The organism is Nocardioides sp. TF02-7, assembly GCF_022437945.1.
Taxonomy (GTDB): domain Bacteria; phylum Actinomycetota; class Actinomycetes; order Propionibacteriales; family Nocardioidaceae; genus Nocardioides.
The window spans coordinates 477076-503857 of the sequence record NZ_CP092535.1 but is presented as its reverse complement, the minus strand read 5'-3'; the positions used below and the strand labels follow the sequence as shown (position 1 = coordinate 503857).

29 protein-coding genes are annotated in these 26782 nt (G+C 72.6%); 17 read left to right on the top strand and 12 right to left on the bottom strand.

The genetic code is table 11. The annotated features are described in order from the left end of the window. Positions 1 to 128 precede the first annotated feature (128 nt). Both MF408_RS02620 and MF408_RS02615 read left to right on the top strand, forming a co-directional pair. Positions 129 to 1169 (top strand): pyridoxal-phosphate dependent enzyme, encoded by a 1041-nt coding sequence (locus tag MF408_RS02620; protein WP_240250152.1) that lies wholly within the window; start codon positions 129 to 131, stop codon positions 1167 to 1169. Positions 1170 to 1283: 114 nt separating this feature from the next. Next, entirely contained in the window at positions 1284 to 2747 is a 1464-nt protein-coding gene (locus tag MF408_RS02615; protein WP_240250151.1) for an LCP family protein, read from the top strand. A 25-nt stretch (positions 2748 to 2772) separates the two neighbouring features. On the opposite strand, the gene MF408_RS02610 is transcribed toward MF408_RS02615, so the two are convergent. The 3 genes from MF408_RS02610 to MF408_RS24775 form a co-directional block, all read right to left on the bottom strand. Continuing rightward, positions 2773 to 3948 carry a ScyD/ScyE family protein gene (locus MF408_RS02610; RefSeq protein ID WP_240250150.1) on the bottom strand — a complete coding sequence of 392 codons (1176 nt, stop codon included), beginning with the start codon at positions 3946 to 3948 and terminating at the stop codon, positions 2773 to 2775. A 129-nt stretch (positions 3949 to 4077) separates the two neighbouring features. Further along, complete coding sequence (locus tag MF408_RS02605; RefSeq protein ID WP_275693325.1) at positions 4078 to 4515, bottom strand: inositol monophosphatase family protein; 438 nt, start codon at positions 4513 to 4515, stop codon at positions 4078 to 4080. Beyond that, entirely contained in the window at positions 4502 to 4864 is a 363-nt protein-coding gene (locus tag MF408_RS24775) for an inositol monophosphatase family protein (protein ID WP_275693324.1), read from the bottom strand. Before MF408_RS24775 ends, MF408_RS02605 begins: the two co-directional genes overlap by 14 nt. Before the next feature lie 65 nt (positions 4865 to 4929). Between MF408_RS24775 and MF408_RS02600 the strand changes: the two genes are divergently transcribed. Further along, entirely contained in the window at positions 4930 to 5829 is a 900-nt protein-coding gene (locus MF408_RS02600) for a glycosyltransferase (protein ID WP_240250149.1), read from the top strand. Then, on the top strand, positions 5826 to 6710 hold the full coding sequence (locus MF408_RS02595; RefSeq protein WP_240250148.1) for a glycosyltransferase family 2 protein: 885 nt from the start codon (positions 5826 to 5828) through the stop codon (positions 6708 to 6710). The genes MF408_RS02600 and MF408_RS02595 overlap by 4 nt, the downstream gene beginning before the upstream one ends. Here the strand turns inward: MF408_RS02595 and MF408_RS02590 are convergent. After that, a complete protein-coding gene (locus tag MF408_RS02590) occupies positions 6619 to 7746 on the bottom strand; it encodes a phosphatase PAP2 family protein (protein WP_240250147.1) in 1128 nt (375 codons plus the stop codon). The genes MF408_RS02595 and MF408_RS02590 overlap by 92 nt on opposite strands. A 50-nt stretch (positions 7747 to 7796) precedes the next feature. Here MF408_RS02590 and glf point away from each other — a divergent pair, with 50 nt between their 5' ends. Beyond that, positions 7797 to 8984, top strand: coding sequence for a UDP-galactopyranose mutase (gene glf, locus MF408_RS02585; protein ID WP_240250146.1), 1188 nt, complete (start codon positions 7797 to 7799; stop codon positions 8982 to 8984). A gap of 55 nt (positions 8985 to 9039) precedes the next feature. On the opposite strand, the gene MF408_RS02580 is transcribed toward glf, so the two are convergent. The 3 genes from MF408_RS02580 to MF408_RS24770 form a co-directional block, all read right to left on the bottom strand. Continuing rightward, the gene (locus MF408_RS02580; RefSeq protein WP_240250145.1) at positions 9040 to 9813 is read right to left on the bottom strand and encodes an endonuclease/exonuclease/phosphatase family protein; all 774 of its coding nucleotides are present in this window, start codon (positions 9811 to 9813) and stop codon (positions 9040 to 9042) included. 471 nt (positions 9814 to 10284) lie between these two features. Next, positions 10285 to 10551 (bottom strand): hypothetical protein, encoded by a 267-nt coding sequence (locus MF408_RS02575; protein ID WP_240250144.1) that lies wholly within the window; start codon positions 10549 to 10551, stop codon positions 10285 to 10287. A gap of 12 nt (positions 10552 to 10563) precedes the next feature. Then, positions 10564 to 10692: a hypothetical protein gene (locus MF408_RS24770; protein ID WP_275693323.1), complete on the bottom strand. Its 129-nt coding sequence runs from the start codon at positions 10690 to 10692 to the stop codon at positions 10564 to 10566. Positions 10693 to 10898: 206 nt separating this feature from the next. Here MF408_RS24770 and MF408_RS02570 point away from each other — a divergent pair, with 206 nt between their 5' ends. The 6 genes from MF408_RS02570 (at position 10899) to MF408_RS02545 (ending at position 15678) form a co-directional block, all read left to right on the top strand. Continuing rightward, the gene (locus tag MF408_RS02570; RefSeq protein ID WP_240250143.1) at positions 10899 to 11714 is read left to right on the top strand and encodes a phospholipase D-like domain-containing protein; all 816 of its coding nucleotides are present in this window, start codon (positions 10899 to 10901) and stop codon (positions 11712 to 11714) included. Positions 11715 to 12573: 859 nt separating this feature from the next. Further along, complete coding sequence (locus MF408_RS02565; RefSeq protein WP_240250142.1) at positions 12574 to 12828, top strand: hypothetical protein; 255 nt, start codon at positions 12574 to 12576, stop codon at positions 12826 to 12828. Positions 12829 to 13390: 562 nt separating this feature from the next. Further along, positions 13391 to 14011, top strand: coding sequence for a hypothetical protein (locus MF408_RS02560; protein WP_240250141.1), 621 nt, complete (start codon positions 13391 to 13393; stop codon positions 14009 to 14011). A 176-nt stretch (positions 14012 to 14187) separates the two neighbouring features. Continuing rightward, the gene (locus tag MF408_RS02555; protein WP_240250140.1) at positions 14188 to 15003 is read left to right on the top strand and encodes an endonuclease/exonuclease/phosphatase family protein; all 816 of its coding nucleotides are present in this window, start codon (positions 14188 to 14190) and stop codon (positions 15001 to 15003) included. A gap of 58 nt (positions 15004 to 15061) precedes the next feature. Beyond that, positions 15062 to 15205, top strand: coding sequence for a hypothetical protein (locus MF408_RS02550; protein WP_240250139.1), 144 nt, complete (start codon positions 15062 to 15064; stop codon positions 15203 to 15205). A 35-nt stretch (positions 15206 to 15240) separates the two neighbouring features. After that, complete coding sequence (locus tag MF408_RS02545) at positions 15241 to 15678, top strand: polysaccharide pyruvyl transferase family protein (protein WP_240250138.1); 438 nt, start codon at positions 15241 to 15243, stop codon at positions 15676 to 15678. A gap of 958 nt (positions 15679 to 16636) precedes the next feature. Here the strand turns inward: MF408_RS02545 and MF408_RS02540 are convergent. From MF408_RS02540 to MF408_RS02530, 3 genes are all read right to left on the bottom strand, one after another. Further along, positions 16637 to 17992, bottom strand: coding sequence for a LicD family protein (locus tag MF408_RS02540; RefSeq protein ID WP_240250137.1), 1356 nt, complete (start codon positions 17990 to 17992; stop codon positions 16637 to 16639). A 225-nt stretch (positions 17993 to 18217) separates the two neighbouring features. After that, positions 18218 to 19336, bottom strand: a complete 1119-nt coding sequence (locus MF408_RS02535) for a hypothetical protein (RefSeq protein ID WP_240250136.1) — start codon at positions 19334 to 19336, stop codon at positions 18218 to 18220. A 31-nt stretch (positions 19337 to 19367) separates the two neighbouring features. Then, a complete protein-coding gene (locus MF408_RS02530; RefSeq protein WP_240250135.1) occupies positions 19368 to 19616 on the bottom strand; it encodes a DUF6752 domain-containing protein in 249 nt (82 codons plus the stop codon). A 100-nt stretch (positions 19617 to 19716) separates the two neighbouring features. On the opposite strand from MF408_RS02530, the gene MF408_RS02525 reads away from it, so the two are divergent. The 3 genes from MF408_RS02525 to MF408_RS02515 are packed head-to-tail and all read left to right on the top strand — an operon-like array spanning position 19717 to position 21493. Then, positions 19717 to 20442, top strand: a complete 726-nt coding sequence (locus MF408_RS02525) for a sugar phosphate nucleotidyltransferase (protein WP_240251596.1) — start codon at positions 19717 to 19719, stop codon at positions 20440 to 20442. Positions 20443 to 20447: 5 nt separating this feature from the next. Then, the gene (locus MF408_RS02520) at positions 20448 to 21293 is read left to right on the top strand and encodes an iron-containing alcohol dehydrogenase (protein ID WP_240250134.1); all 846 of its coding nucleotides are present in this window, start codon (positions 20448 to 20450) and stop codon (positions 21291 to 21293) included. Next, entirely contained in the window at positions 21293 to 21493 is a 201-nt protein-coding gene (locus MF408_RS02515; RefSeq protein ID WP_240250133.1) for a hypothetical protein, read from the top strand. The genes MF408_RS02520 and MF408_RS02515 overlap by 1 nt, the downstream gene beginning before the upstream one ends. Here MF408_RS02515 and MF408_RS02510 read toward each other — a convergent pair. Both MF408_RS02510 and MF408_RS02505 read right to left on the bottom strand, forming a co-directional pair. Then, positions 21466 to 22821, bottom strand: coding sequence for a hypothetical protein (locus MF408_RS02510; protein ID WP_240250132.1), 1356 nt, complete (start codon positions 22819 to 22821; stop codon positions 21466 to 21468). The two genes, MF408_RS02515 and MF408_RS02510, sit on opposite strands and share 28 nt — an antisense overlap. 312 nt (positions 22822 to 23133) lie before the next feature. Beyond that, positions 23134 to 23319: a hypothetical protein gene (locus MF408_RS02505; protein ID WP_240250131.1), complete on the bottom strand. Its 186-nt coding sequence runs from the start codon at positions 23317 to 23319 to the stop codon at positions 23134 to 23136. Here MF408_RS02505 and MF408_RS02500 point away from each other — a divergent pair. From MF408_RS02500 to MF408_RS02490, 3 genes are read left to right on the top strand one after another with little or no spacing between them, the layout of a single operon-like run. Next, positions 23277 to 25049, top strand: coding sequence for a glycosyltransferase (locus tag MF408_RS02500; RefSeq protein WP_275693322.1), 1773 nt, complete (start codon positions 23277 to 23279; stop codon positions 25047 to 25049). The genes MF408_RS02505 and MF408_RS02500 overlap by 43 nt on opposite strands. Next, on the top strand, positions 25046 to 25957 hold the full coding sequence (locus tag MF408_RS02495; RefSeq protein ID WP_240250129.1) for an ABC transporter permease: 912 nt from the start codon (positions 25046 to 25048) through the stop codon (positions 25955 to 25957). Before MF408_RS02500 ends, MF408_RS02495 begins: the two co-directional genes overlap by 4 nt. Further along, positions 25957 to 26727, top strand: a complete 771-nt coding sequence (locus MF408_RS02490; RefSeq protein WP_240250128.1) for an ABC transporter ATP-binding protein — start codon at positions 25957 to 25959, stop codon at positions 26725 to 26727. Before MF408_RS02495 ends, MF408_RS02490 begins: the two co-directional genes overlap by 1 nt. The last annotated feature ends 55 nt before the right edge of the window (positions 26728 to 26782 follow it).

Here is a 26782-nt window from a genome sequence, read left to right as displayed (position 1 = left end):
CGACGAGGGCCTCGAGGCGGCGGAGGTCGATCACGCACCGAGGGTAGACCGTTGCATCGATGGTGTGAATGGGATCGAGCGAGAAGAACTATTGGACCGATGGATCGTGCCCGGGAGAGGCTGGACGCATGAGCACCACCACCGCGACGCACGACCGCTCCACGACCCAGGCGCCGGCCGTGGAGCCACCGCTGACCTTCGAGGCCGTCGTCGCCGCCGGTGAGGTCGTCGGTCGCCACCTCGCCCCCACTCCGCTCGGCGCCCACCCGCTGCTGGACCGGGCGGTGGGCACGGCGGTCCTCGTCAAGCACGAGCACGTGCTCCCCACCGGGTCGTTCAAGGTCCGCGGCGGCGTCCACCTGGCCGCGTCGCTCACCGACCGCGAGCGGTCCGCGGGGCTGGTCACCTGCTCGACCGGCAACCACGCCCAGTCGGTCGCGTACGCCGCCCGGCTGGCCGGCTGCGCGGTGACGGTCGTCATGCCGGCGTCGGCGCCGCAGGTCAAGCGGGACGCGGTCGACGCGCTCGGCGCGCGGGTCGTCGTCCACGGCGAGAGCCTCGACCAGGCGGCCGCCCACGCCCGGCGGCTCGCGGGCGCCGCCGACGCCGCCGGCGCCGCGCCGGCGTACGTCGACACCACCGACCCGCGGATCATCCTCGGCCACGCCACCGCCTACCTCGAGCTGTTCCGTCAGGCCCCGGACCTCGCCACCGTGCTGGTGCCGGTCGGCAGCGGCACCGGCGCCGTCGGGGCGTGCCTCGTGCGCGACGCGCTCGCACCCGGGTGCCGCGTGGTGGGCGTGCAGTCGTCGGCCGCGCCCGCGGTCCACCGGTCGTGGCGGGCGGGCCGCGTCGAGAGCGCGCCGGCGACCACCCGCGCCTCGGGCCTGGCCACGGCCAGCGGCTACCCGCGCACCCTGCCCGTGCTGCTCCGGGGGTTGCAGGACTTCGTGCTCGTCTCCGACGACGAGATCGACGCCGCCGCCCGGCTGCTCGCGACCACGGCCCACACCCTCGCCGAGGGCGCCGGAGCCGCGGCGCTGGCCGGACTGGTCGCCTCGCCGGTGTCGCGGTCGGCGGACGGGTCGGTGGCGGACGGGCCGGTGGCGGTGGTCTGCACCGGCGGCAACGCCTCCGTCGACGAGATCGCGCGCCTGGCCGCCGGCTGAGCACCGCGTCCCCGCGGGCGGGGACCGTTCGGCGCGTCGCGCCCGCTGTTGCTGGTGTGACTGGTGATACTGAGCCGGTCACTGCTTCCTTCCCCAGCAGGAGAGACACCGCGCATGGCCGACCACACCGCGCCGTCCCCGCGCGCCGCCCGAGAGGCGGCGCCGGCGACCCGGTCGTCGCTCGCGGACCGCGCCGCCCGGGTGCGGTTCCGGCGGGCGCTCGCGCTGATGACGATGACGCTGCTGGTCCCGGGCTCGGCGCAGCTGGTGGCGGGCAACCGGCGGGTCGGCCGGGTCGCCGTACGCACCTGGCTGGTGCTGCTGGTCGCCACCGTCGCCGTCCTCGCCCTCCTCGTGCTGCTGCCGCGCGCGGTCGCGTTCCGGCTCGCCGCCAACACCGACCTGCTCCTGCTGCTCCGCACCGTGCTGCTCCTGGCGGCGGTCGGCTGGGCCGCGCTCTTCGTCGACGCCTGGCGGATCGGCTCCCCCCTCAGCCTCCGGCTCCCGCAGCGCAGGGCGGTCGTCGGGATCAACGGCGTGCTCTGCTTCTCCGTCGCCGGGACGCTGCTCTTCGGTGCCCACCTGGTGGGGGTGCACCGCGACCTGATGATCACGCTCGGCGGCGACGGTGACGTGACCGGCGCCCACCACGGGCGCTACAACGTGCTGCTCATGGGCGGCGACTCCGGTGCCGGCCGCTGGGGCCTGCGGCCCGACTCGATGACCCTGGCCTCCGTCGACGCCGAGTCCGGCCGCACCGTCCTGGTCGGGCTGCCGCGCAACCTCGCCGACTTCCCGTTCGCCGAGGGCTCGGTGATGGCCGAGCGGTTCCCCGACGGGTTCGACTGCGACGGGTGCTACCTCAACGGCGTCAGCACCTGGGCGGAGGACCACGCGGACCTCTTCGACGGCTCCGAGCACCCCGGCGCCGACGCCACCGTGATGGCGGTGGAGGGGATCACCGGGCTGCGCGTGAACTACTGGGCGATCGTCGACATGGCGGGCTTCAAGAAGCTCGTCGACGCCGTCGGCGGCGTCACGCTCAACGTGCGCCAGCCGATCCCGGTCGGCGGCCTCGGCGACGACGTCACCGGCTACATCGAGCCGGGCGAGCAGCGGCTCAACGGGTTCGAGGCGCTCTGGTTCGCCCGGGCCCGCGAGGGCTCCGACGACTACTCGCGGATGGCGCGCCAGAAGTGCGTGATGAACGCGATGCTGCAGCAGATCAGCCCGCAGCGGGTGCTGACCAACTTCCGCGACCTCGCCGACGCCTCGACCGCGATGTTCTCCACGAACATGCCGTCCTCGGAGTTCGGCCGGTTCGCCGACCTCGCGCTCAAGGCACGCGGCCAGCGGATGTCGACGGTCTCGCTGGTGCCGCCGCTCGTCGACACCGCCGACCCCGACATCGACCTGATCCAGCAGAAGGTCGCCGAGGCGATCGACCGCGCCGAGGGCGACGCACCGCCGCCGGGGGAGAAGCGCAAGCGCCGGGCGTCCGTCACCGGTGGCTCGATCGGGTCCCTCAGCGAGGGGTACGCCGCCAACGAGGCCGACGACCTCGCCGCAGCCTGCTGACCGGCTGCGACGAGGCCGTGGCGGCTCAGCCGACCGTGCTCAACGCTCCGGGGCCGAAGACCGGGCCGGTGACGTAGAGCCGGTCACCGTGCCGGTGGCCGTGGCCGTGACCGTGGTAGCGCCGGTCCCAGCCGCGGTTGCGGTGCCCGCTGCCGACGTCGACGCCGCCCGGGAGCACGAGCTGGTCCTCGGCGAGCTCCCTGATGTGGGCGTGGTGGCGGTGGCGGGTGACCTTGAACAGGCCGCCGATCTCGGAGTCCTCGGCACCGAGCTCCCAGGCGAGCCAGCCCTGCTTCGACAGGGACACCGCGTAGATCCCGCGGTCGCCGGCCGCGAGGTCGACGACCGAGGTCAGCCCGTCGGCGTACAGCGAGCACTTGCGGTTCCACGGCCGCTCGGGGTCGCAGGTCGCGTCGACCGAGCCGGGCTTGATCCGCCAGATCTCCGAGGTCCCCGGGGTGGCCGGGAAGCCGCGGAGCTCGCCGACGTACCAGTAGCCGTCACGACCGACGGTCACCGAGGTGGGGACGCTCTCGCTCGGGATCTCCGCACCCGCCGGCGGGAGCGGGTTGCCGTCGGGGTCGGTCGCGGGCAGCCCGTCGGGCACCTCGACCACGCGCGGCTTGAACCGGGCGACGGTCACGGCGTACCCGCGGGGCCACACGCGGATCAGGTCGTTGCCGGCCGCGTCCGCGATCAGCACGCTCCCGTCCTTCAGGGCGGCCAGGCCGTAGGGGTTGCTCTCGTCGGGGGCGTCCTCGAGGTCGTCGGGGTCGAGGTCGTCGGCCTGGTAGGCGGCGACGTCGAAGACCGGTCGCGGCTCGTCGTAGCCCCAGCGCCAGACGTAGAGCGTGGCCGCACCGGTGCCCGGAGCGCCGGCGCCGGTGAGGATGTAGACCTTGCCGTGCCGGCCGGCCGCGATCGCCGGCGCGAACTCGCCCGGCACGCTGCCGAGCTCGACGACGTGCGGCTCGGCGTGCTTGCGGCGGCGCTCCACGACGAGGCTGAAGGTGCCGTCGGTCTCGGTGACGAGGGTGAGGCCGTGGCCGAGGTGGTCGACGCCGCGCGGGCCGTCGAGGCCCTCCACGAGCGGGTCGAGCGTGTCGTCGTCACCGTGGTGGTGGCCGGCGGAGGCAGGGGTGAAGGGGGCGGCCAGGAGCAGCGCACCCGCGAGCACCGAGATCTTGCGGAGGTTCGACATGGCGACTCCTCGAGTTGGGGGTGTCTCGCCACGCAAGCACAACCGGAGCCGTCGCGCATGACACAGATTGGGTATCTCGCGGCGACCTTCGAGCGGCCCCTCAGACGGCTCCCGAGCGACCCCTGGCGGCTAGGCCGCGAGCGCGCCCACCACGGCGTCGTACGTCGCCCGGTCGGGTGCGCTCACCAGCCCGCCGCCCAGCTGCTGCGGGTCGAACGCGCCGCCCCGGATCGTGCCGATCCAGCCACCCGCCTCGGCCACCAGCAGCGACCCGGGGACGTGGTCCCACGGCTTGCTGTGGTTGTAGACCAGCGCCCGCGCGTCGCCGGCGACGAGGTGCGGGTAGTCGACCCCGCAGCAGGCCCAGCTCAGCTCGAGTGTGCCGAGCCCGGCCAGGTGCCGCCCGACCCACTGCCGGCGAGCCGTGCGGTAGGGCGCCGTGTCCACGCCGTCGGCCATCGCCAGCCGCTCGCCGTTGCGGTAGGCGCCGGCCCCGCGCTCCGCGACGTACGCCGCCTCGTGCTGCGGCTGCCAGATCCAGCCGCGGACCACCTCACCGGCCCGCACCTCCCCCGATCATCACCGCGTGGTCCGGGGAGCCGTTGACGAAGTTCTTGGTGCCGTCGACCGGGTCGACGGTGAACCCGTGGTCGGCCGTGTTGAAGCGGTCGAGCAGCCCGGGGTCCTCGGCGTGCGCCTCCTCGCCGAGCACGACGGCGTCGGGGTAGGCCGCGGTCAGCGCCTCGGTCAGCAGCTGCTCCGACTCGTGGTCGGCCACGGTCACCAGGTCGCCCGGGTTCTTCTCGGAGACCTGGTCGGTCTGCAGCGACCGGAAGCGGGGGTGATGACCTCCTCCGCCACGTCCTGCATCAGCCTCAGCACCGCCTCGGTGTCCACGACACCAGACCCTAGCCACCCTCGCCACGGCGGGCGCGGTGCGGTGGGCGGGGAGCGGTCCGACGGTCCTCTAGGGTGGCCGCCGTGCGCGTCGTGGCGGTGGTGGTGACCTACAACCGGCTCACCCTGCTCCGGCGGCTCGTGGCACGCCTCCGTGAGGTCCCGGAGCTGGCCGACGTCCTCGTCGTCGACAACGCCTCCACCGACGGCACGGGGGAGTGGCTGGCCAGCGAGGGCGTCCCCCACCGCACGCTCGACCGCAACCGCGGCGGCGCCGGCGGCTTCCACCACGGCCTCGAGCAGGCGGTGCGCGAGGGTGCCGACCTGGTCTGGCTGATGGACGACGACGGCCTGCCCGAGCCCGGCTGCCTGGCGGCGCTCCTCGAGCGGGTGGAGCGCGACCGGCTGGAGTTCGCCGGTCCCGCGGTCCTGGCCGAGCAGGACCCGGCCCGGCTGTGCTTCCCGATCCGGCTGCCCGGCAGCACCCGGGTCGTGCACGCGATGGACGACGTCACCGCCGCGGCGGTGGCGGGCCTGATCGACGACGTGGTCATCCCGTTCAACGGCGTGCTGGTCACGCGGTCGCTCGTCGACCGGATCGGCCTGCCGCGCGAGGAGTTCTTCATCTGGGGCGACGACGTCGAGTACCTCTGGCGCGCGCAGCGCGCGGGGGCGCGGATCGCGACCGTGGTCGACGCCCGGTTCCTCCACCCGGCCACCGACGACCTCGGGACGCCGATGATGTTCGGGCGCACGACGTACAACCACACGCCGAGCGACCTCAAGCACTACTGCATGGCCCGCAACAACGTGCTCAACCTGCGCGACTACCGCGGCTGGCCGTTCGTGCTGCTGTTCTGGCTCAAGACCGTGTGGTTCTACCTGTTCACCCGGCCCCGGCCGGCCCGGATCCCGATGAGCGCCCGCGCCGCCTGGGCCGGCCTCCGCGGCGACTTCACCGGCCACGAGAGGTACCTGCGGTGACGCGCGAGACGGTGGCCGTCGTCGTCGTCACCTACAACCGCGCCGAGCTGCTCGAGACGATGCTGGCGGGCCTGGCCCGGCTGGACCCCGCTCCGGACACCGTCATCGTCGTCGACAACGCCAGCAGCGACCGGACCCCGGAGGTGCTCGCCGCCGCGGACGTCCAGGTCGTCCGCAGCGAGGAGAACCTCGGCGGCGCCGGCGGGTTCCGGCTCGGCGTCCGGACGGCGTACGAGCAGGGACACGACCGGATCTGGCTGATGGACGACGACGTCGTGCCGGCGCCCGACTGCCTCGGCGTGCTGCTGTCGCACGACGAGGACTGCCTGATGGCGGTGCGGGAGGACGCGCGCGGCAACCTCGCCGAGTACGCCGCGACCCGCTTCGACCTCGACCACCCGTGGGTGCTGCGGCCCAAGACCGCCAGCGTCGTCACGACCTACGCACGGCGCTCGGACATGCCGCCGACGGTGCCGCTCGAGAACGTGGCGTTCGAGGGGTTCATGGTCCGCCGCCGGGTGGTCGACCGGATCGGGCTGCCCGACGACACCTTCTTCATCTTCTACGACGACTGCGACTACGCCATCCGGGCCCGGCGGGCGGGGTTCACCATCAAGGCGGTGCGCGACGCCGTCCTGGTGCGCCAGCTCGACTTCGACCAGCAGCACGACCTCGCCGGCTGGAAGGGCTACTACATGTACCGCAACCTGTTCGCGGTGCACTTCCGCTACGGCGGCACGGCGCTGGTGCGGCTCAAGCCGTGGTTGCTGACGGTGGCGGTGGTCGTGCTCAGTCCGCTGCGTGGCGGTCGGGCAGAGGCCCGGAACGTGACGCGAGCGCTGCGGGATGCGCGGCGGATGAAGGCTCCGCCGGCGAGGTGAGGCGCGGGCGCCAGCCGACCCGGTTGCCGGTGGCCAGCGCGGCCACCCAGACCGCGAACGCGCCGAGCGCGAGGCCGCCGAGGACGTCGACGACGTAGTGCCAGCCGAGGTAGACGGTCGCCAGCACGGTCAGCGCCAGGAACACCCAGGCGGCGGTCTGCACCCAGCGGGGGAGGCCGACCAGCCGGGCCACGAGGCAGATCGTCATCATGATCCCGACGTGCAGCGACGCGAACGCCGCGATCGTCTGCAGCGTCCCGGCCGCCCAGGGGTCGGCCATGACCGCGACCCGGTCGGTCCAGAGCCCCTCCTGGAGCGTGGTGTTGAACGTGTGCGGGAGGTCGGCGAACTCGCGGGGGTCGGCGTAGATCGGTCCCAGCGACGGCAGCAGCAGGTAGATCACCGCACCGAGGCACCAGTCCACCGCCACCGCCGTGACGTACCAGGAGCCGGCCCTGGTGTGCCGCGTCCACACCAGGGCGATCGCGATCGACGCCGGAACCATGACGATCCACACGACGTACACCGCCGACATCAGGTGCGCCATCAGCCCGGTGCCGAACCAGGCGTGCAGGACCGCCGCGGGGTCGTGGCCCGCGAAGAGGAACCGGTCGACCTCCGCCATCGCGGAGTCCCACTCGGCGCCGTTGACGAACGGCGCCATGCTCTTGATGTTGCGGAAGGTCGCGTAGGTGAGGTACCAGGCGACCGCGCCGTTGACCGCGAACCACCAGTGCGAGGCCGGCCACCGCTCGGCGACGACCTCGCGCCACAGGGCGGCCAGCGTGGCGGGCGAGAGGGACCCGCGGCGCCGGGCCCGGTGGACGACCCGCGGGACGATGTCGACCAGGATCGTGCCGACCACGATCAGGGGCATCCGGACGTAGCTCGGGAGCAGGTCGTCGTCGGGGTCGCGGACCGGCAGGTCCTCCAGGGCCGCCAGCACGACCATCGTCACGGCCATCGCGGCGCCCAGCACCCAGGCCAGCCAGAACTGACGAGCGGCCTGCAGCACGGCGCCGAACCGGGTGTTCACCGGGTCAGGATAATTCGATGCCGACCCTCCCCCGATAGACTCCCCCGATCGTGTCCAACCCTGATCTCCTGGTCGTCGGCTCCGGCTTCTTCGGCCTGACCATCGCCGAACGTTGCGCCAACGAGCTGGGCCTCAAGGTCCTGGTGCTCGAGCGCCGCTCCCACATCGGCGGCAACGCCTACAGCGAGCGCGAGCCCGAGACGGGCGTCGAGGTGCACAAGTACGGCGCCCACCTGTTCCACACCTCCAACGAGCGGGTGTGGGAGTACGTCAACCGGTTCACGTCGTTCACCGACTACAAGCACCGGGTGTTCGGGAAGTACCAGGGGCAGGTCTACTCACTCCCGATGAACCTCGCGCTCATCAACCAGTTCTTCGGCAAGTCGCACACGCCCGACGAGGCGCGCGCGCTGATCGCCGAGCAGGCGAGCGAGATCCGCACCGAGGACGCCACCAACCTCGAGGAGAAGGCGATCAGCCTGATCGGGCGGCCGCTCTACGAGGCGTTCATCAAGGGCTACACCGCCAAGCAGTGGCAGACCGACCCGACCCGGCTGAGCCCCGACATCATCACGCGGCTGCCGGTGCGCTACACCTTCGACAACCGGTGGTTCAACGACAAGTACGAGGGCCTCCCGGTCGACGGCTACACCGCCTGGCTGCAGCGCATGGCCGACCACCCCGACATCGAGGTGCGCCTCGACGTCGACTTCCTCGCGGTCCGCGACGAGTACCTCGGCAAGGTCCCGATCGTCTACACCGGCCCGGTCGACGAGTACTTCGGCCACCGCGAGGGCCGGCTGTCGTGGCGCACCGTCGACCTGGAGGAGTCGGTGGTGGAGACCGACGACTTCCAGGGCACCGGTGTCGTCAACTACAACGACCAGGAAGTGCCGTTCACGCGGATCATCGAGTTCAAGCACTTCCACCCCGAGCGCACCCACCTGCCGGGCAAGTCGGTCATCGTGCACGAGTACAGCCGGTTCGCGGAGGAGGGCGACGAGCCCTACTACCCGATCAACACCGCCGAGGACCGCGAGAAGCTGCTGAAGTACCGCGACCTCGCCAACAAGGAGGCGGCCCGGCACGGGGTGCTCTTCGGCGGCCGGCTCGGCACCTACAAGTACCTCGACATGCACATGGCGATCGGGTCGGCGCTGTCGATGTTCGACAACAAGCTGGTGCCGCACTTCCGCGACGGCGTGCCGCTGCGGACCGGCGGGGTCGACGAGGCCTGAGCCGGCTGGGTCGACTGAGCCGACGGGGTCGACTGGGTCGGCCCGGGCTCGCGGGTCAGTCGGCGTCGACGGTCGGCGCCTCGCCCTCCAGCGTGGCGTCGGCGAAGATCAGCGGGTGGTCGGAGGCCCGGTTGACGAGGCCGCCGTCCATCCGGACGTAGTTCGCGAACGTCACGCCGGGCGTCGACGCGAAGATCCAGTCGATGCCGGTGTTGCCGGGCGGTGAGCACGGCGACGCCGTGCCGCCGTTGGCGGCCTGGGCGGCGGCGCCGCTGGTGACGGCGCAGAACGCCTCGGCCTTCTCGTTGAAGTCGCCGAGGAGGAAGACGGGTGTGCCGGGCTCGTTCGGCCCGGCCGGAGCCTGGAGCTGGTTCATCAGCGCGACCTCCTTGGCGGTGGCCTGGTTGCGCCAGTGCTGCGCCGGGCCGCGGGTGCTCGCCGGGTTGTGGACGCTGATGAACCACGCCAGCCGTCCGGTCTCCCGGTGGGCCAGCAGCACGTAGGGGATGATCGCGGGGTTCCCGTGGAAGTACGGGATCGTGGTGGTGTGGGCCTCCACGAGGTCCCAGACCGACGTGTTCCACGCCATCGAGTTCCGCACGCCCTTGCGGCCGAGCTGGAGGCCCGGGTAGACGGCCCACGAGCCACCGGTCATCGACGTGAACATGCCGTGCTGGCTCGGCTCGTACTCCTGGAGGCCGACGACGCTGATCTCGTTGCCGCGGAGCAGCTGCACGGTCCACGACATCCGGGGCCGGGCGTCGGCGAAGTGCGGCTTGTTGCCGCCGCGCCCCGTGTGGGAGTCGCCGAGCACGTTGAAGCTCGCCACCCGGAACGTCGCGGGGTCCGGGGCCAGCCCGTCGGCGGCGACCTGGACCTTCTCGCGCAGCCGACGCGACTTCTCCCGCTCCGCGGCCTTGTCCCTTCTCCTTGTCGCGGTTGCGGTCCTTGCCGCGGCGGTCGCCGCGCTCGTCCTGGTCGCCCTCGTCGCCGTCGTCGCTCGCGGTGGTGGTCGGATCGTCGGCGGACGGGGCGACCGTGACCGACGGCGAGGCCGGGGTGGCGTCGGTGCCCTCCGTGCCGCGGTCGGCCATGGCGAACCTGCCCACCGCGAGGAGCGCGGCCACGAGCGCGAAGATGCCGAGGACGGGCAGCAGGTTGCGACGTGGCAGCTCGTGCTTCCCCCACCCTGGTCCCTCTCCGGCGCCGGGTGCCGCCCGTGGCGACAGAACCGGGCCATCGTAACCGAGGGCCCCCGCCACGCCCGTGCCGCGGATCGGTGTTCCGCCGCGGTCAAGGGTTATCCTGCTCCGACGGGGTTCCGCCGAACCCGACCATGTCGTCTAGTCCGGGGAGATCCGTGCGCCGCGTCTGTCTGCTGCTCGCCGTCGTCCTTCCGCTCGCGCTGGTCGTCGTCCCGGCCACTGCCTACGCCCCCGCCCGGCGGCGGGGTGTTCAACGTGCCCCGCCCGTGGGGCGGCGCCGACGCCAACAACCGGATCGTGGCCACCGTGGAGAAGGCCATCCGGCAGACCCGGAAGACGAAGAAGATCCGCAAGCCGGTCATCCACATCTCGACCTACCTCCTCGACCGCGCGCCCAGCGTCGACGCGATGATCGCCGCCTGCCGCCGCGGCGTCGCCGTCCGGGTGATCCTCGACGAGGACATCGACAACCGGAACTCCCGGCGCCTGATCACGGCGCTCAACAGCGACAACGTCCCCGACAAGAACCGCGACGGCAAGCGCGACCGGGGTCCGCACACCGGCCCGTGCAACCGTCCGCTGCGCGGCGAGGTCAGCTCGCCCCGGATGCGGGCGACCGCCAACCCGCTGTTCACGCCGCGCCAGGCGCGGCGCAGCGTCAAGGTCCCCCACGAACGACTCGGTCACCTGGGGCCGCGACGGCAGCTACGTGAAGGTCTGCAAGGGTGCCTGCCGCGGCAAGGGCGGCAACATGCACAGCAAGTTCTTCCTCTTCACCAACAGCGGCACCGGCCGGCACGTCGTGATGGTCAGCTCGTCGAACCTCAACCGCGGCGGTGCCCGGCTCGGCTGGAACGACATGTTCGTCGTGAAGGGCCGCAAGAAGCTCTACAACGGGTTCAAGCGGATGCACCGGGCGATGACCGAGGACATCAAGGCGACCGCCGACAAGGTCGAGGTCCGCGACGGGCCGTACATCGCGCGGTTCTTCCCCATGCGCAACGCCAACAAGCGGACCGACCCGACCATGCAGGACCTGCGCCGGGTGCGGTGCTCGAGCGCGCTCGGCCGCACGCAGATCCACGTGTCGATGTTCTACTGGAAGGGCACCCGCGGGTCCTACATCCTCAACAAGCTGGTCAGCCTCGCCCGCAGCGGCTGCAAGGTGCGGATCATCTACGGTGCGCCGTCGATCGCGCTCGCCGAGCGGATGCGCAACCTCGCCCGGAACCGGGTGATCGACCTGTGGGACAGCCGCTGGGACCACAACGACGACGGGTTCAACGAGGTGCGGACCCACGCCAAGTACGTCCTGGTCAAGGGCACGGTCGGCAAGAACCGGCGGGCGCACCAGGTGTGGACCGGCTCCCAGAACTGGGTGGGCGGCTCGCTCTTCCGCAGCGACGAGCTGACGCTCAACATCGCCAAGCGCGGGGCCTACAAGAGCTACCTGGGCAACTGGAAGCAGATCCGCAAGCACTCGCGCCGGCTGCCCTACAGCATGTATCCCCCCAGGGTGGGCTGAGTGGCCCGACGGGTGGTGCTGCACATCGGCACGCCGAAGAGCGGGACGACGTTCCTCCAACGAGCGCTGTGGCGCCATCGTGACGAGCTGCACGGGCTCGGGGTGGAGGCCGCGGGCGAGCACCACTACGACATGTTCCACGCCGCGATCGAGGTGCGGGAGGCCTACGACTTCTGGGGACGCGACCGGGAGGCGCTCGCCGGCACCTGGGCCCGGTTGTGCGACCAGGCCCGGGCGTTCGACGGCACCACCGTCATGAGCCACGAGCTCCTCGGCGCCGCCAAGGCCGAACGGGTCCGGTGGGCGCTCGACCACCTCGACGGCGTCGAGGTGCACGTGGTGCTGACCGCGCGCGACCTCGCGCGGCAGACCGCCTCGGAGTGGCAGGAGCGCGTCAAGAACGGGAACCCGCGGACCTTCGCCGCGTTCAGCGCCGCCGTCGCCGAGCGCCGGCCGAGCGGGTTCTGGCGCAACCAGCACGTGGTCGCGCTCCTCGACCGGTGGGGAGCGGGGCTTCCGCCCGAACGGGTGCACGTCGTGGTCGGCCCGCCGCCGGGTGCCGCGCCCGACGTGCTGTGGCGGCGGTTCGGCGAGGCGGTGGGCTTCGACGCGGGCGCGCTCGACCCGACGTCGACCGAGCCGACCGCGAACCAGACCCTCGGCGCCGTGCAGGTCGCGCTGCTCCGGCGGGTCAACCAGGCGCTCGACGGCCGGATCCAGCAGCCCGGCTACGGCCGGGTCGTCAAGCGGGAGTTCGCGCAGACCATCCTCGCCGAGCAGTCGTCGCGGCCCGCGCAGTGCGCTCCCGACCTGGTCGACGAGCTCCGCCGCACGGCCGAGCGCCAGAACGAGCGGATCCGTGCCCGCGGGTGGCGCGTCCACGGCGACCTCGCCGAGCTGGTGCCGCCCCCCACCCGACCGCGCCGGCTGGGTCGACCCCGACCAGGTCGAGCCGGCGGACGAGGTCGCCGCTGCTGCCGAGGCGATCGCGCGCCTGCTCGAGGAACGGCTGGCCGCGGAGGCTACCCACGAGGTGACGCTCCGCTCGGCCGTGCGCCGGCTCGGCGGCCGTGCCCGGAGCCGGGTGGCGCGGCTCGCCGGCCGGCGCGCGTAGATAGGGTTCCGCGCATGCGTCCGCGGGTCTTCCTCCACGTCGGCAGCCCCAAGACCGGCACGACGTTCCTCCAGAACGTCCTCTGGGCCCAACGGGCCCTCGCCCGCGAGCAGGGCCTGCTGCTCCCGCTGGGCCGGTTCCACGACCACTACCTCGCCACGCTCGACGTACGCGGCCTGGTGGACGAGGCGGTGCACCCACCCCAGGCCGCCGGCGCGTGGCAGCGGATGGTGGACGAGGCGCTCGCCTGGGACGGCACCGTGCTCGTCTCGCACGAGCTCTTCGCCGGCGCCACGGCCGAGCAGGCCAGGGCGGCGGTCGCGGCGCTGTCCGACCGGGCCGAGGTGCACGTCGTCGTCACCGCCCGCGACCTGGTGCGCCAGGTCAGCGCGGAGTGGCAGGAGCACGTCAAGCACCGGGCGACCGCGTCGTTCCCGGAGTTCGTGGCGGGACTGCGCGACGACAGCGCCCGGACCAGCTGGTTCTGGCAGGTGCAGGACTTCGCCGCCGTCCTCGAGCGCTGGGGGGCGGGCTCCCGCCGGAGCGGCTGCACGTCGTCACGGTGCCGCAGCCGGGTGCGGACCCGGCGGTGCTGTGGGGCCGGTTCGCCACGCTCCTCGGCCTCGACCCGACGTCGTTCGACACCCGGCTCGAACGCTCCAACACCTCCCTGGGCCTCGAGCAGGCCGAGCTGCTCCGCCGGGTCAACGTGGCGCTGGGGGACCGGTTGCCGCTGCCCGGTCCCTACCCGGTCGTCGTCAAGAACGTGCTCGCCCACCGGGTGCTCGAACCGCGGTCCGGGACCAGGCTCGCGCTCAGCGACGACGACGCCGCCTTCGCCGTCGCGGAGTCCCAGGCGGTCGCCGACCGGCTGCGGGCGAGCGGCGTCGACGTCGTCGGCGACCTCGGCGAGCTGGTGCCCGCCGCCTCGGCCGCCCCCGCGGCGCAGGCGTACGCCGTACCGCCTGCGGAGCGGCTGCTCGACGAGAGCGTCGCCGCGATCGCCGACCTCATGGTGGTGCTCGACGAGCGTCGCGCTGCCGCTGCGCGCGCCGAGGACGTGGTCACCACCGCGCGCACGAAGCCGGTGCGCTTCGCCCTCGTGCAGGCCGCGGAGCAGCGTCCGCTGCTGCGCCGGGCGCGCAGCGGCTACCGACAGCTCAAGACCCGCCTCCGCGGCTGATCGTCCCTCGCGCGAGGTCCTGGGACGGTCCCTGATGGGTCCCGGTTCGAGGCACGCCTGGGACCCCTGTGACGGCAGGGGACTTGCGGGGAACGTGAAACTGATGTGAAACTCCCACCCTGACATGCTCCGTCGCGTCGATCGCGGCGACACGCCGAGTGAGAGGCACTTCTCCGATGCGGAACCTCCGCCGTAGCAGCCGGGCAGGAGCCGTCCTCCTCGTCGGCGCGCTCGCCCTCGTCCTGAGCCTGCCCGCCGGCGGCAACGCCGCTCCGACCCAGCCGTCGCAGGCACGGGACACCGAACCCGTCGCCACCTCGCTGCGGATCGTGACGTTCAACACCGCGGCGGGCGTGGGGCCGGCCAAGGCGATGGCGGACCTGCGGACGGTGCTCGCCCAGGAGCCCGACGTCGTGGCGCTGCAGGAGATGTCGAGCTGGAAGAAGCGCAAGCGGGTCATCGACCAGGTCATCTGCGGGGAGAACGGCGTCGACCGTGGCGCGGAGGTGCCGACGACCTGCGCCTACGCCGGCTGGGTGCCGATCCCGGCGGTCCAGGGCGGGCTGCCGATCCTGTGGCGCAAGGACAAGTTCCAGCTGATGGGGCACGACTGGGTCCTCGCCGCCCCCGAGACCTACGTCGGCGCGCGCGGCGCCGGACCGAGCACGATGCACGCCAAGTACGTCGTCCGGGTGCGGCTGAAGGACCTCGCGACCGGCCGCAACATCTGGATCCTCAACACCCACTTCGTCCCGACGGTCCAGAAGTCCAGCGGCGGGCGCAACGCCAACAAGCGCCGGATCGCGCTCTACTCGAAGCACATGACGTCGCTGGCGTCGATGGTCGCCGGCCTCCGCACCAAGGGCCTGGTGTTCGTGACCGGCGACTTCAACGTCAACTACCGCAAGGACAAGGTCGCCCGCGACCCGGTCTTCCCCCTACGTCGCGCTCGGTGCTGCGGGGCTCACGCCGACCTACGGCTCGGTCGGTGAGCCGCGCACCGGGACCCACGTCCTGGGCAACGGCTTCGACAAGCGGCTGATCGACTACGTGCACCACCGCACGGCTCCCGCTCGGCTCCAGGTGGTGGGTCACCGGATCCTCCGCGGCCTCCACTCCGACCACCGTCCGCTGGTCACGGACTTCCGTGTCCTGGGCAAGGGCTGCTACCAGAACCGCACGGTCGTCTGCTGACGGGAGAGGCGGTCTTCCCCTGCTAGGTTGACCGGGTGTCGGAGCAAGCGCAGCAGCCGGAGCGACGGGAGCAGTTCCACCTGGTCTCCTCCGCGGGGCACCCGAACTTCGGGGACGAGTTCATCACCGCGTCGTGGCTGAGGTTCCTCGCCAACCAGCGGCCCGACGCCGAGGTCGTCCTGCACAGCCCGGACCCCGGCCTGGCGACGTACCTCCTCGACGGGCTCCACCCGAAGATCCGCCACACGAACCTCCTCTGGCGGGTGGCCTGGGACACCATGGAGATGGACCCGGACACCGGCGACGCATACGTCGACCGGGTGGTGACCGACCTCGGCACCCCCGCTACGACCTCGGCCTGCTCGCGCTGCGCGACGCCACGACCGTCCACCTGCTCGGGGGCGGCTACGTCACCGCGAAGTGGCAGCACCACGGCCGCTTGGTCCGCGCGGCGCGTCGGCTCGCGGAGGTGAGCGGCGCCCGGTTCGTCACGACCGGCCTGGGGCTGATCCCCCGCCCTCGACCCCGCCCGGCTCCGCGACGACCTCGGCGCCTGCGACCACGCGACGGTCCGGGACCGGCCGAGCGCCGAGGTGGCCGGCGTCGAGCCCGGGGTGAGCGACGCCTTCCTCGGCCTGCCGGACCTGCCCGGCTTCGGCGCCCGGCCGGACCCGACCGGCCGGCCGGGTGACGTCTGGATCAGCATCCAGGGCGACCTGGCCGCCCCGGGTGCGTTCGACGCCGCCGTCGCGGCCGTGCGCGCGCTGATCGAGAGCGGCCGGTTCGAGGGGCGCACCCTGCGCTACGTCGAGGCCCTTCCCGGTGGCGACTACCGGGGCTACGAGGCGCTCGCGGACCTGGTCCCCGCCGAGAACGTGATGCCGTTCCTGAGGCTGTGGCAGGAGGGCTTCCCGGGCGCGCCGCTGCAGACCTGGATCACCACCCGCTACCACTTCCACCAGCTCGCGGCCGCCGTGGGCGCCGAGGGCATCGCCCTCGAGATCGACGACGACTACTACCGCACCAAGCACGAGTCGCTGCTCGAGCTCGGCACCGGCTTCGGCCTGGCCCGCGTGGGTGCGTCGGAGCTGCCGGCGCCCGCGAGCAACCCGGACTTCCGCCTCCAGGCCGGCCGGCTCCACCAGCAGAAGCTGGCCGAGGCCGAGTCGCTCTACCCGCGCGCGGTGGTGCGTGCTCCCCCGCCCGGAGCAGCCGCCGGCGCCCGCACCCGCCCCCGCGCGGTCCAAGGGGGCTGTTCGGCCGCCGCTGACGCGCGACGTGACGGGCAAAACCTCCACTTGTCCGGCATTGCTTTGCCCGACATGTTGAGGTTTCCCCGGTCGGCCGGGGAAACCTCACGCCGCCGGCCCCGCGCCGCCACCGGCCCCGCGCCGCCGGCCGGCCAGCCGCCACCGACCAGCCGCCCCAGCCTCAGTCGGTCCAGGTGGCGACGAGCCGGCACACGTGCGGGTCCTCGGTGCGGAAGGGCGCCAGCCCGGTGCCCTCCTCCCGGTGGAGGACCCGGCCGCCGCGGGCCTCGATCTCCGCGACCACCCGGTCGGGGTCGAGGTAGCGCCGGCCCGTCTGGGCGAAGTGGTGCGGCCGGTCCCTGTCCTCGACGGTGCGGAACTCGAGGAACAGGTGCCCGCCGGCGCGCAGCGACATCGACGCCAGGCGGAAGAGGTTGTCGCGGCCGACGTCCTCCAGTCCGTGCAGCAGGAACCGCGCGTAGAGGTCGGGTGGGGTGTCCCACCGGCTGAGCCCGTAGCCGAACGCGAGCACCTGGCGGGCGTCGTAGAGGTTGATGACCTGGAACGTCACGGGGGCGTCGTCGGGCAGTCGCTTGCGGGCCCAGAGCATCGACCCGATCGTGTAGTCGACGGCGGTGACCGGCCGCCCCTTGCGGACCGCGAAGAACTGGGCGTCGCGGGCGTTGCCGGTGCCGACGTCGACCAGCGGCCGGTCGCTGGGGTAGCGGCGGGCGACCCAGCGCGCGAACGGCGACGGCTTGCGGGGGAGGGCGCGTCGCTGGGCGGCGTAGAAGGTGTCCCACTGCTTGCGGTGCGTGCGCAGCCCGCCGAACCAGCCGCCGATCCGGCGCGCCAGCCAGCGGGGCGTCTCGTAGCGGAAGGACGGGTCGGGTGTGCGCCACCCGGGCCCGTACGTCGCCGCGAGCAGCGTCTCGTAGTCCGCCGGGGCCGGCACCTGCCGGCCGAGGAGGTCGACGGTGGTGAGGGGGAGGATCGTCTCGCGGGGCAGCTCGAAGCCGGTGTCCTGCGGGATGTAGAGGACGCCCTCGACCCAGTGGGCGGTGAACACGTCGACGAACCGGGTGGAGCCGTCGCCGAGCCGGAGCCGGACGTTCATCCGCGAGCCCGACCCGCGGCGTACCGCCCAACCGTCGGCGAGGAGCGCGAGCTCGATGCGGTAGGCCTCGCGGACCACGTCGACCGGGTAGGCGTGGTCGCTGACGTAGGCGATGTCGAGGTCGTTGTCGTGGCCGATCAGCTGCCCGTTGCGGACCGCTCCGAGCAGCGTGCCGTAGGCGATGAACGCGGGCACGCCGCACCGGTCGCGCAGGGTCGCGAGCAGCGCCTCCACCTGGTCCATCAGCTCGTCGAGGGTGCTGCCGCCCTCGAGCGACAGCGGGCGGATCAGCCGGCCGTACTTGTCGAGGATCAGGGGGTCGCCGTGGCGGTCGACGACGTCGACGGTGCGGTCGTCGACACCGCCGAAGACGTGGTGGGTGCGCCCGACCACCGTGCCCGAGACGTGCTCGCGCAGCATCGACGTCGGCGTGACCGGCGAGGTAGCGGTGCAACGCCTTGGGCCACCGCGCGACCGAGCCGCCGCGGCCGGGGCGGCTGTCGGTCGCGGGCTGCAGCGACCACACGTGGCGGTCGTTGAGGAGCACGTCGTACGTCGCCTCGGGGTCGACGTCCTCGGGCAGCACGAGCCGGTCGTCGGCGACGACCAGGCGCTCCGGCCGCGGGCCGGCCGCCGTGGGGCCGCTCACCGGCCCAGCGCCCTGCGGACCCGGCGGAGGACGGCGCGGGCGCCGGCCACCGGCTCGTGCCGCACCCGGTGGTGGTGCAGCTCGGCGCGCAGGCGGTCGCGCTCCATGGTGAGGTCGCGCACGTCGCGGATCATCCGCTCGATCGCGCGGGCCGCGACCTCCACGATCTCCTCGTCCGGCACGTCGTCGGGGTGGGGACCGCCGGGCGTGGTGGTCGACGCGAGGTCCTCGAGGTCGCCCACGACGCGGAACCCGCGCTCGGCGAGCCAGTCCCGCGCCTGCGTGGAGCGGGCCGCGAGCTCGGTCACGTGGTGCGGTCGCGGGCCGAACCGCTCGCCGCGCTGCGGGACGAGCACCTCGTGGCCGAAGTACTTCCGCACCCACCGGTGCCGCACCGGCCCCTGCTCGAGAGGCCCGGACAGGTACGGCTTGACCCGGGTGAGCAGCGCGGCCTGCGCGGCTCCGAGCGACTCGTTGGCATAGCTGACGTCGAGGTCGAACGCGCTGTCGTCGATGCCGATCGCCTCCGTCCAGCGCTGCCAGAGCAACCCGCGGGGTGCGCCGGGCGGCGGCACCGTGACCACGGTGATCCGGTCGGCCGGCACGGCCTGCGCCCAGTGGCCGAGCACGCGGGGGATGTCCTGCGACTGCCAGCTCCACCCGCCGCGGAGCCGCCCGGCGAGAGCGCGGTCCATGAACGCGTCGAAGCCGAGGTCCGACGGCATCTTGAGCGCCTCCTGCCAAACGGCGGGGAACTGGAGCACGTAGGAGCGGACGGTGACGACCAGCCGGACCTCGGCCGGTGCGAGCGCCGCGACCGCGGCGCGGGCCTGGTCGGCGGTCGCCATGCTGAAGAACTCGTGTGACACCAGCCCGTCGCCGTCCCAGGCGGCGAGCTCGCCCACCAGCCGCTTCCACGCCCCGGCGTTGCGGCCCATCCGGGCCGGTGACGCGCCGCGCACCTCCTGGGAGGAGTGGTAGTGGTCCATCCGGCTGGCACCGGGGTAGAGGAAGCCCTGCCTGCGCAGCGCGGGACGGTTCTGCCACATGGTGGTCTGCAGGAACGTGGTCCCGGTCTTGGGCAACCCGATGTGGAGGTGGACGGTGCGGGCCATCAGCGCTCCTCCGCCCGGTCCGGCGCCGCCGTCACGGCGCCAGCGAGTGGGCGTCGAGGTAGGCCTTGACCTTCTCCTCGTCCCGCAGCGACAGCGGCACGAGGAGCTCCTCGACGACGTCGAGCAGCTCGGCCACCCGGCGGTTGAGCCGGCGCGCCTCCTGGACCTCGGCCTCGAGCTCGGTCACCCGCTCGCGCAGCTGCGCCAGCTCGTGGCGGGTCGCGCCGGGCGCGACCCGGGTCAGGGTGCGGCGGCCGGCCTCGCGGAGTCGGTCGTTCATGGGTCGGCAGGCTACTACCCCGGCAGCGGCGACCGGCCCCCGCGATACCGTTGCCCGTTGCGTCGTGCGAGCGGATCGAAGGGATGACCACGTGATCGGGATGGTGTTGGCGGCCGGTGCCGGCCGGAGGCTGCGGCCCTACACGGACACGCTGCCGAAGGCGCTGGTGCCGGTGCGCGAGGAGACCACGATCCTCGACATCGCGCTGGCCAACCTCGCCGCGGTCGACCTGCGCGACGTCGTGGTGGTCGTCGGCTACGCCGCCGGTGCGGTCGAGGAGCGACGGGCGGAGCTCGAGCAGCGGTACGGCGTCCGGCTGACGCTCGTCCACAACGACAAGGCCGAGATCTGGAACAACGCCTACTCGTTCTGGCTCGCACGCGACCACATCGCCGACGGCGTGCTGATGGTCAACGGCGACACCGTGCACCCGGTGTCGGTCGAGGAGACGCTGCTGGCCAACCGCGGCCCCGACGTGCTGCTCGCGGTCGACACCGAGAAGCAGCTCGCCGAGGAGGAGATGAAGGTGCAGGTCTCCGACGACGGCGCGCTCACCCGGATCACCAAGCTGATGGACCCCGCCACCGCCTACGGCGAGTACATCGGCGCCACGCTGATCGAGCCGACGGCGGTCCCGCGCCTCGCCGACGCGCTCCGGACCACCTTCGAGCGCGACCCCGACCTCTACTACGAGGACGGCTACCAGGAGATGGTCGACCGGGGCGACCGGATCGACGTCGCACCGATCCCCGCCGGCACCCCGTGGGTCGAGGTGGACAACCACGAGGACCTGGCCCTCGCCCGGGAGATCGCATGCCGGTACTAGCCCGGATGCTCGCCAGCCCGCTGCACCTCGACATCCGGGCCGGCGCGGTCGGCGCCCTCGCGTCGCTGCTGCACGAGCGGTCGATCACCTCCGGCGGCACCGTGATGGTCGCCGTCGGCACCGGCCAGGGCACCGCGATCTGGGACCGGGTGCGTCCCTCGCTGCCGAACGCCACGGTGTTCCAGGTGGAGGAGGGCAGCCTCGCCTCGGCGGGCGACCTGCAGGCGGAGCTCGGCAAGCAGGGCTACGACGCCGTGGTGGGGATCGGCGGCGGCAAGACGATCGACGTCGCCAAGTACGCCGCCACCCGGGCCGCGGTGCCGATGGTCGCCGTCGCCACCAACCTGGCCCACGACGGGATCTGCTCGCCGGTGGCCTCGCTCGAGCACCCGCACGGCAAGGGCTCCTACGGCGTGGCGCTCCCGCTCGCGGTCGTCGTCGACCTCGACTACGTCCGCACCGCGCCCGCCCCCGATGGTCCGCGGCGGGATCGGGGGACGCGATCAGCAACCTGTCCGCGATCGAGGACTGGCTGCTGGCGCAGCGCGAGCGTGGGGAGGCCGTCGACGGCCTCGCGCTGGCGTTCGCCCGCACCGCCGGCGAGGCGATCCTGCACCGGACCGACGGGATCGGGGACGACGGGTTCCTCATCGCGCTCGCCGAGGCCCTGGTGCTCTCCGGCATGGCGATGTCGGTGGCCGGGACGTCCCGGCCGTGCAGCGGGGCCTGCCACGAGATCGTGCACGCGGTCGACCAGCTCTTCCCCGGGGTCAGCAACCACGGCGAGCTGGCCGGCATCGGGGCGCTCTTCGCCACCTTCCTCCGCGGGGACGAGCCGCGCCTGGAGCTGATGCGGCGCACGCTCGCGCGGCACGGCCTCGCGACCGCGCCGGCCGACATCGGGCTCAGCGAGGAGCAGTTCGTCGCCGCGGTCCTGGCGGCGCCGGCCACCCGGCCCGACCGGTACACCATCCTCGAGCACCTCGGCCTCGACGAGGCCGGTGTGCGGGAGCGCGTCGCCGCCTACGTCAGGCGGGGTCGCCGGGGCTGACGGCCCCGGGTCCGCCTGAGCCGCGCGAGCTCGCTGCCGAGCGCCAGCGCCCGCTCCGCCCGGACGGCGACCTCCTCCACGGCCGTGCCCACCTCCGGCGAGCGGCGGGCGAGCTGACGGGCCAGCGCGGGGTCGTCACCGCCGTCGTCATCCGGCTGCTCCCCGTCGCCGGCGGCTGCCGCCTCCTCGTCGTCCCGGGGCTCGTCGCCGGTGTCGGCGGCGTCCGCGCCGGCCGCCCGCAGCCCGGCCACCTGGCGCTCCAGGGACGCCGTCGCCTCGTCGAGCCCGTCGCGCGCCCACGCCGCCGCTGCCAGCAGCTCGTCGTCGGTCGGCTCGGCCAGGTGGAGCGGCACCTCGTCGCCGACCAGCGTCGTGGGGAGGTCGTCGAGCGAGCCGACCACCGGGACGCCGCTCGCCTCGACCGCCGTACGCACCTTGGCGTTCCAGCGGGCCGAGTGGTTGCGGCCCGGCCGGTTGAGCGTCACCTTCGGCTCGAGGTGGGCGCGCGCACCGAGGACGTCCCGGGCGAGCAGCGACTTCATGGTGCGCACGTAGTCCTGCCGGGGCACCGGCCCGATCCGCAGGTTCAGCAGCCGCATCAGCTCGCTGGACGGGTGCCCGAGGGAGGTGTTGCTCTCGACCGCCCGCTCGGTGCAGAGGGCCGGGTCGACTCCGATCACCCCGGCGAACCGCTTCCACAGCAGGTCCGGGTCGGAGGACCGCAGCGGCACCGTCACGACGTGAACCCGCCCCCGCCCCACCAGGGGCACCCACGTGTCGAGCACGCGCGGCACGCCGAGCGCCCGGTCGACCATCTTCTCGGCACGCTGCCCGGCGGCGCCGTCGTTCTCCACCACGTGGCGCAGCGCGCGGATCATCCGTGGCAGCGGCACGGGCGCGCCGTTGCGGCAGTTGGTCTGCCACTGCGAGCGGAGCACCGCCGCCGTGTCCCGCACGGTCAGCACCACGTGCACCTCCGCGCCGGCCAGCGACGCGACGATCCGTGCGGCCGCCTCCGGCGAGGCCCAGCACAGGAACTCCATCGAGACGACCGTCCCGCGGCCCCGGTGCGCGAGCACCTCGCCGGCGAGCCGCTCCCACCGGCCCCGTGCGGCCTGCTTCATCGCCGGGTCCTGGGCGGTGCCGAGCGCGTCGTGCACGGCGAGGACGACGTCGGACCAGCTGCGCCCGGCCAGCAGGTGGCCGGCGTCGGCGAGCGTGCGCTCGTTGGCCGTCATCAGTCGCTGGAGGTAGGTGGTGCCGGTGCTCGGACCGCCGATGTGGAGGTAGACGGGAGCAGGCGCACGGTCCGGCCAGGGCTGGGCCATGGCGCGAAGGCTAGCAACCACCGCGGGTGCCGGCGGGCCGGGGTGCGCGCGGGTGGGTGACCCCGGGTGTGACGCAGTCGGCACCCGCCGGCGGCTCCGGCGGATGCCGGGCCGGCCCGGGCCCGCTGGTAGTTTGATCCCGTCCGAAACTCGGCCGAGTCGAAGGAATGCGCCCACGTGAGCGAAGCCTCCACTGCCTCCCCGTCCCCGACGCCCGTGGGCGCCGCTGCCGGGTCGTCCGACGGCGGCGGCTTCCGTGTCGTGCAGCGCCTGGTGGTCCCGTCCGACCAGGAGCTCGACGATGCAGTCGCTCTACGTCAGCGGCGTCACCGCGTTCTCGTCCGGCTCCGACGCCATGCAGCGGCAGTCGGGCGGCGAGCACGACAACGCCGACCGCAACGAGCGCGAGGCCGACCGGTCCTCGGAGACCACCGGCATGGCGGGCTTCGGCCGGGTTGACGTCTCCGGCGTCGCCGTCGACCCCGAGAAGCGGGTCACACTCGGCACCTACTTCAACGCGTTCCCCGGCCAGCTACTGGCGTCGCTGGACCGAGTTCACCTCGGTGCGGCTGACGGTGACGGTGCGCGGCAGCGGATCCGTGATCGTCTACCGGTCCACCTCCAAGGGGCACGTCGTCCGCGCCGACTCGCGCCGCTTCGACGCGACGGCCGGCGAGACGGTCTCCTTCGACCTCCCGCTCAAGCCGTTCATCGACGGCGGCTGGTACTGGTTCGACGTCGAGGGCGGCCACTCCGAGCTGGTCCTCGAGGACGCCCAGTGGGGGTTCGAGACCGACCGGGTTCGGTCCGGCCGGGTCACGATCGGCATCACGACGTTCAACCGTCCCGAGTTCTGCGTCGCCCAGCTCGCCAACCTGGCCACGAATCCGGCGGTCCTCGAGATCCTCGACGAGGTCGTGGTCGTCGACCAGGGGACCAACAAGGTCGTCGACGACGCCGGGTACGCCGACGCGGCGGCCGGCCTCGGCAGCAAGCTGCGGATCATCGACCAGCCGAACCTCGGCGGCTCGGGCGGCTTCTCCCGCGCGATGAACGAGGCCGTGTCGATGGGGGCGTCCGACTACGTCCTGCTGCTCGACGACGACGTGGTGTGCGAGCTCGAGGGCATCCTGCGCGCCGTGGCGTTCGCCGACCTCGTCAAGCGGCCCTCCCTCGTCGGCGGGCAGATGTTCAGCCTCTACGACCGGTCGGTGATGCACGCCTACGGCGAGTCGATCGCCAAGTACCGCTGGTTCTGGGGCCCGGTCGCCCCGAGCGTCCACGGCCACGACTTCGCCAAGAAGTCGCTGCGGTCGACCAGCTGGATGCACCGGCGCATCGACGTCGACTACAACGGCTGGTGGATGTGCCTGATCCCCACGCAGGTGATCCGTGAGATCGGCCTGTCGCTGCCGATGTTCATCAAGTGGGACGACGCCGAGTTCGGCCTCCGCGCCGGCGCCCACGGCTACCCCACGGTGACCCTCCCCGGCGCCGCCGTCTGGCACGTGCCGTGGACCGAGAAGGACGACACGCTCGACTGGCAGGCCTACTTCCACGAGCGCAACCGCCTGGTCTCGGCGCTGCTCCACTCGCCGTACCCCCACGGCGGCAAGCTGGTCCGCGAGAGCCTCGAGAACCACGTCAAGCGGCTGATGTCGATGCAGTACGGCACCGGCGAGATCATCCTGATGGCGCTGCAGGACGTCCTCGACGGCCCCGACCGCATGCACCACGACATCCTCAACCGGCTGCAGGAGGTCCGCGCCCTGCGCGACCGGTACGACGACGGCCAGTTCCAGTCCGAGCTCGACGCCTTCCCGTCGCCGCGGCGCAGAAGCCGCCGAAGCGGGGCAAGGGCATCCCCCGTCCCGACGACCACCGTCGGCAAGGCGAAGATGGCCGCCATGGGCCTGGTCCGCCAGGCGCTGCCCACCCGCGAGCTGTCGGCCGAGCACCCCGAGGGCATCGTCCCCCACGTCGACCAGCGGTGGTACCGGCTCGCGCACTTCGACTCCGCGATCGTGTCGACCGCCGACGGCGTCGCCGCCTCGTGGTACCGCCGCGACCCCGGTCAGTTCCGCGACCAGATGACCCGCTCGGTCGCGATGCACGCCCGGCTCTACAAGGAGTGGGACGAGCTCGCCGAGCGCTGGCGCTCCGCGCTCCCCGAGCTCACCTCGCCCGAGCGCTGGAAGCTGACCTTCGAAGGCATCGACGCGGAATGACCACCCTGCGGGACGCGCTCCCGTCGGACGGCAACGGGGAGCGCGACCTCAGCACGGTGCCGTTGACGCCGCCGTCGGCCAACAACGGCCTGCTCGCGGTCTTCCAGCGGCGGTACCTGCTGCGGCTCCTCGTGCGCCGCGAGATCAGCGCCCGCTACCAGGGGTCGTTCCTCGGGCTGCTGTGGTCCTACATCGGGCCGCTGTGCCAGTTCTTCGTCTACTGGTTCGTGATCGGCACCATCCTCGGCCTGCACAAGCAGGTCGAGAACTTCGGCATCCACATCTTCGCCGGGCTGGTGGTCGTCCACTTCTTCACCGAGACCTTCGGCGCCGGCACCCGGTCGATCGTCCGCAACAAGTCGGTCGTGGTGAAGATGCCGCTGCCACGGGAGATGTTCCCCGTCGCCTCGATGCTGGTGTCGCTCTACCACGTCGGGCCGCAGCTGATCATCCTCACGATCGCCTGCCTGTTCTACGGCTGGGTGCCCGACCCGATCGGGATGCTGTCGCTGCTGATCGCGATCCTGATCGCGATGGCGTTCGGCACCGCCGCTGCGCTGATGTTCAGCGTCGCCAACGTGTACTTCCGCGACTTCGGCAACATCGTCAACATCACGCAGATGTTCGTGCGGTTCAGCGTGCCGATGATCTACCCGTTCTCGATGGTCGACGAGCGGTTCGGCAGCGCCGCCCAGTTCTACCTGCTCAACCCGCTCGCCGACGCCGTCCTGCTCGTCCAACGGGCGTTCTGGCGGGGCACCGTCCCCGAGGCCGACCGCGACCCGAGCGACTTCCCGGACCACCTGCTCGTCTGGGGCGTCGGTGTCCTCGCCGTCGGGCTGCTGCTCCTCGTCGTCGCGCAGCTCGTCTTCAGCCGGCTCGAGAACAAGATCCCGGAGCGGCTCTGATGACCACCTCGATCGTGCTCGAGAACGTCACCAAGACGTTCACGCTGCGCTACCACCGCACCATCAAGCAGGTGTCGGTCGCGAAGATGCGCGGCGAGGAGACCAGCTCGACCTTCCGGGCCATCGACGACGTCTCGTTCGAGGTCCAGCAGGGCGAGTCGATCGGGCTGATGGGGCTCAACGGGTCGGGCAAGAGCACGCTGCTGAAGATGATCAGCGGCGTGATGCGCCCCGACTCCGGCACCGTGCTCACCCGCGGCCGGATCGCCGGCCTGATCGCCACCGGTGCCGGCTTCCACCCCCAGCTCACCGGGCGCGAGAACCTGTTCCTCAACGCCGCGATCCTCGGCATGGGGGAGCGGGAGACGCTGCGCAAGTTCGACGAGATCGTCGAGTTCGCCGAGCTGGGGCACCGGCTCGACACCCAGGTCGGGCACTACTCCTCCGGCCAGAGCGCCCGGCTCGGCTTCGCGATCGCCATCCACGTCGACTCCGACATCTTCCTCGCCGACGAGGCACTCGCCGTCGGCGACAAGCCGTTCAAGCGGAAGTGCCTGGCCAAGATGGCCGAGATCCGCGACAGCGGCCGGACGATCTTCTACGTCAGCCACGCCGCCGGGCAGGTGCGCCGGATGTGCAACCGCGTGATCGTCCTCGAGAACGGCCGCCTCGGCTTCGACGGCCCGGTCGACGAGGGCATCCGCTACCTCCACTACGACGGCGACGACGAGGAAGAGCTCGTCGACGCAGACACTGGAGACGACATCTAGATCCCGGCTCACCCCCATGGCCCCTGTGCCACGGGGTGGCTCACGCCATTGGCGC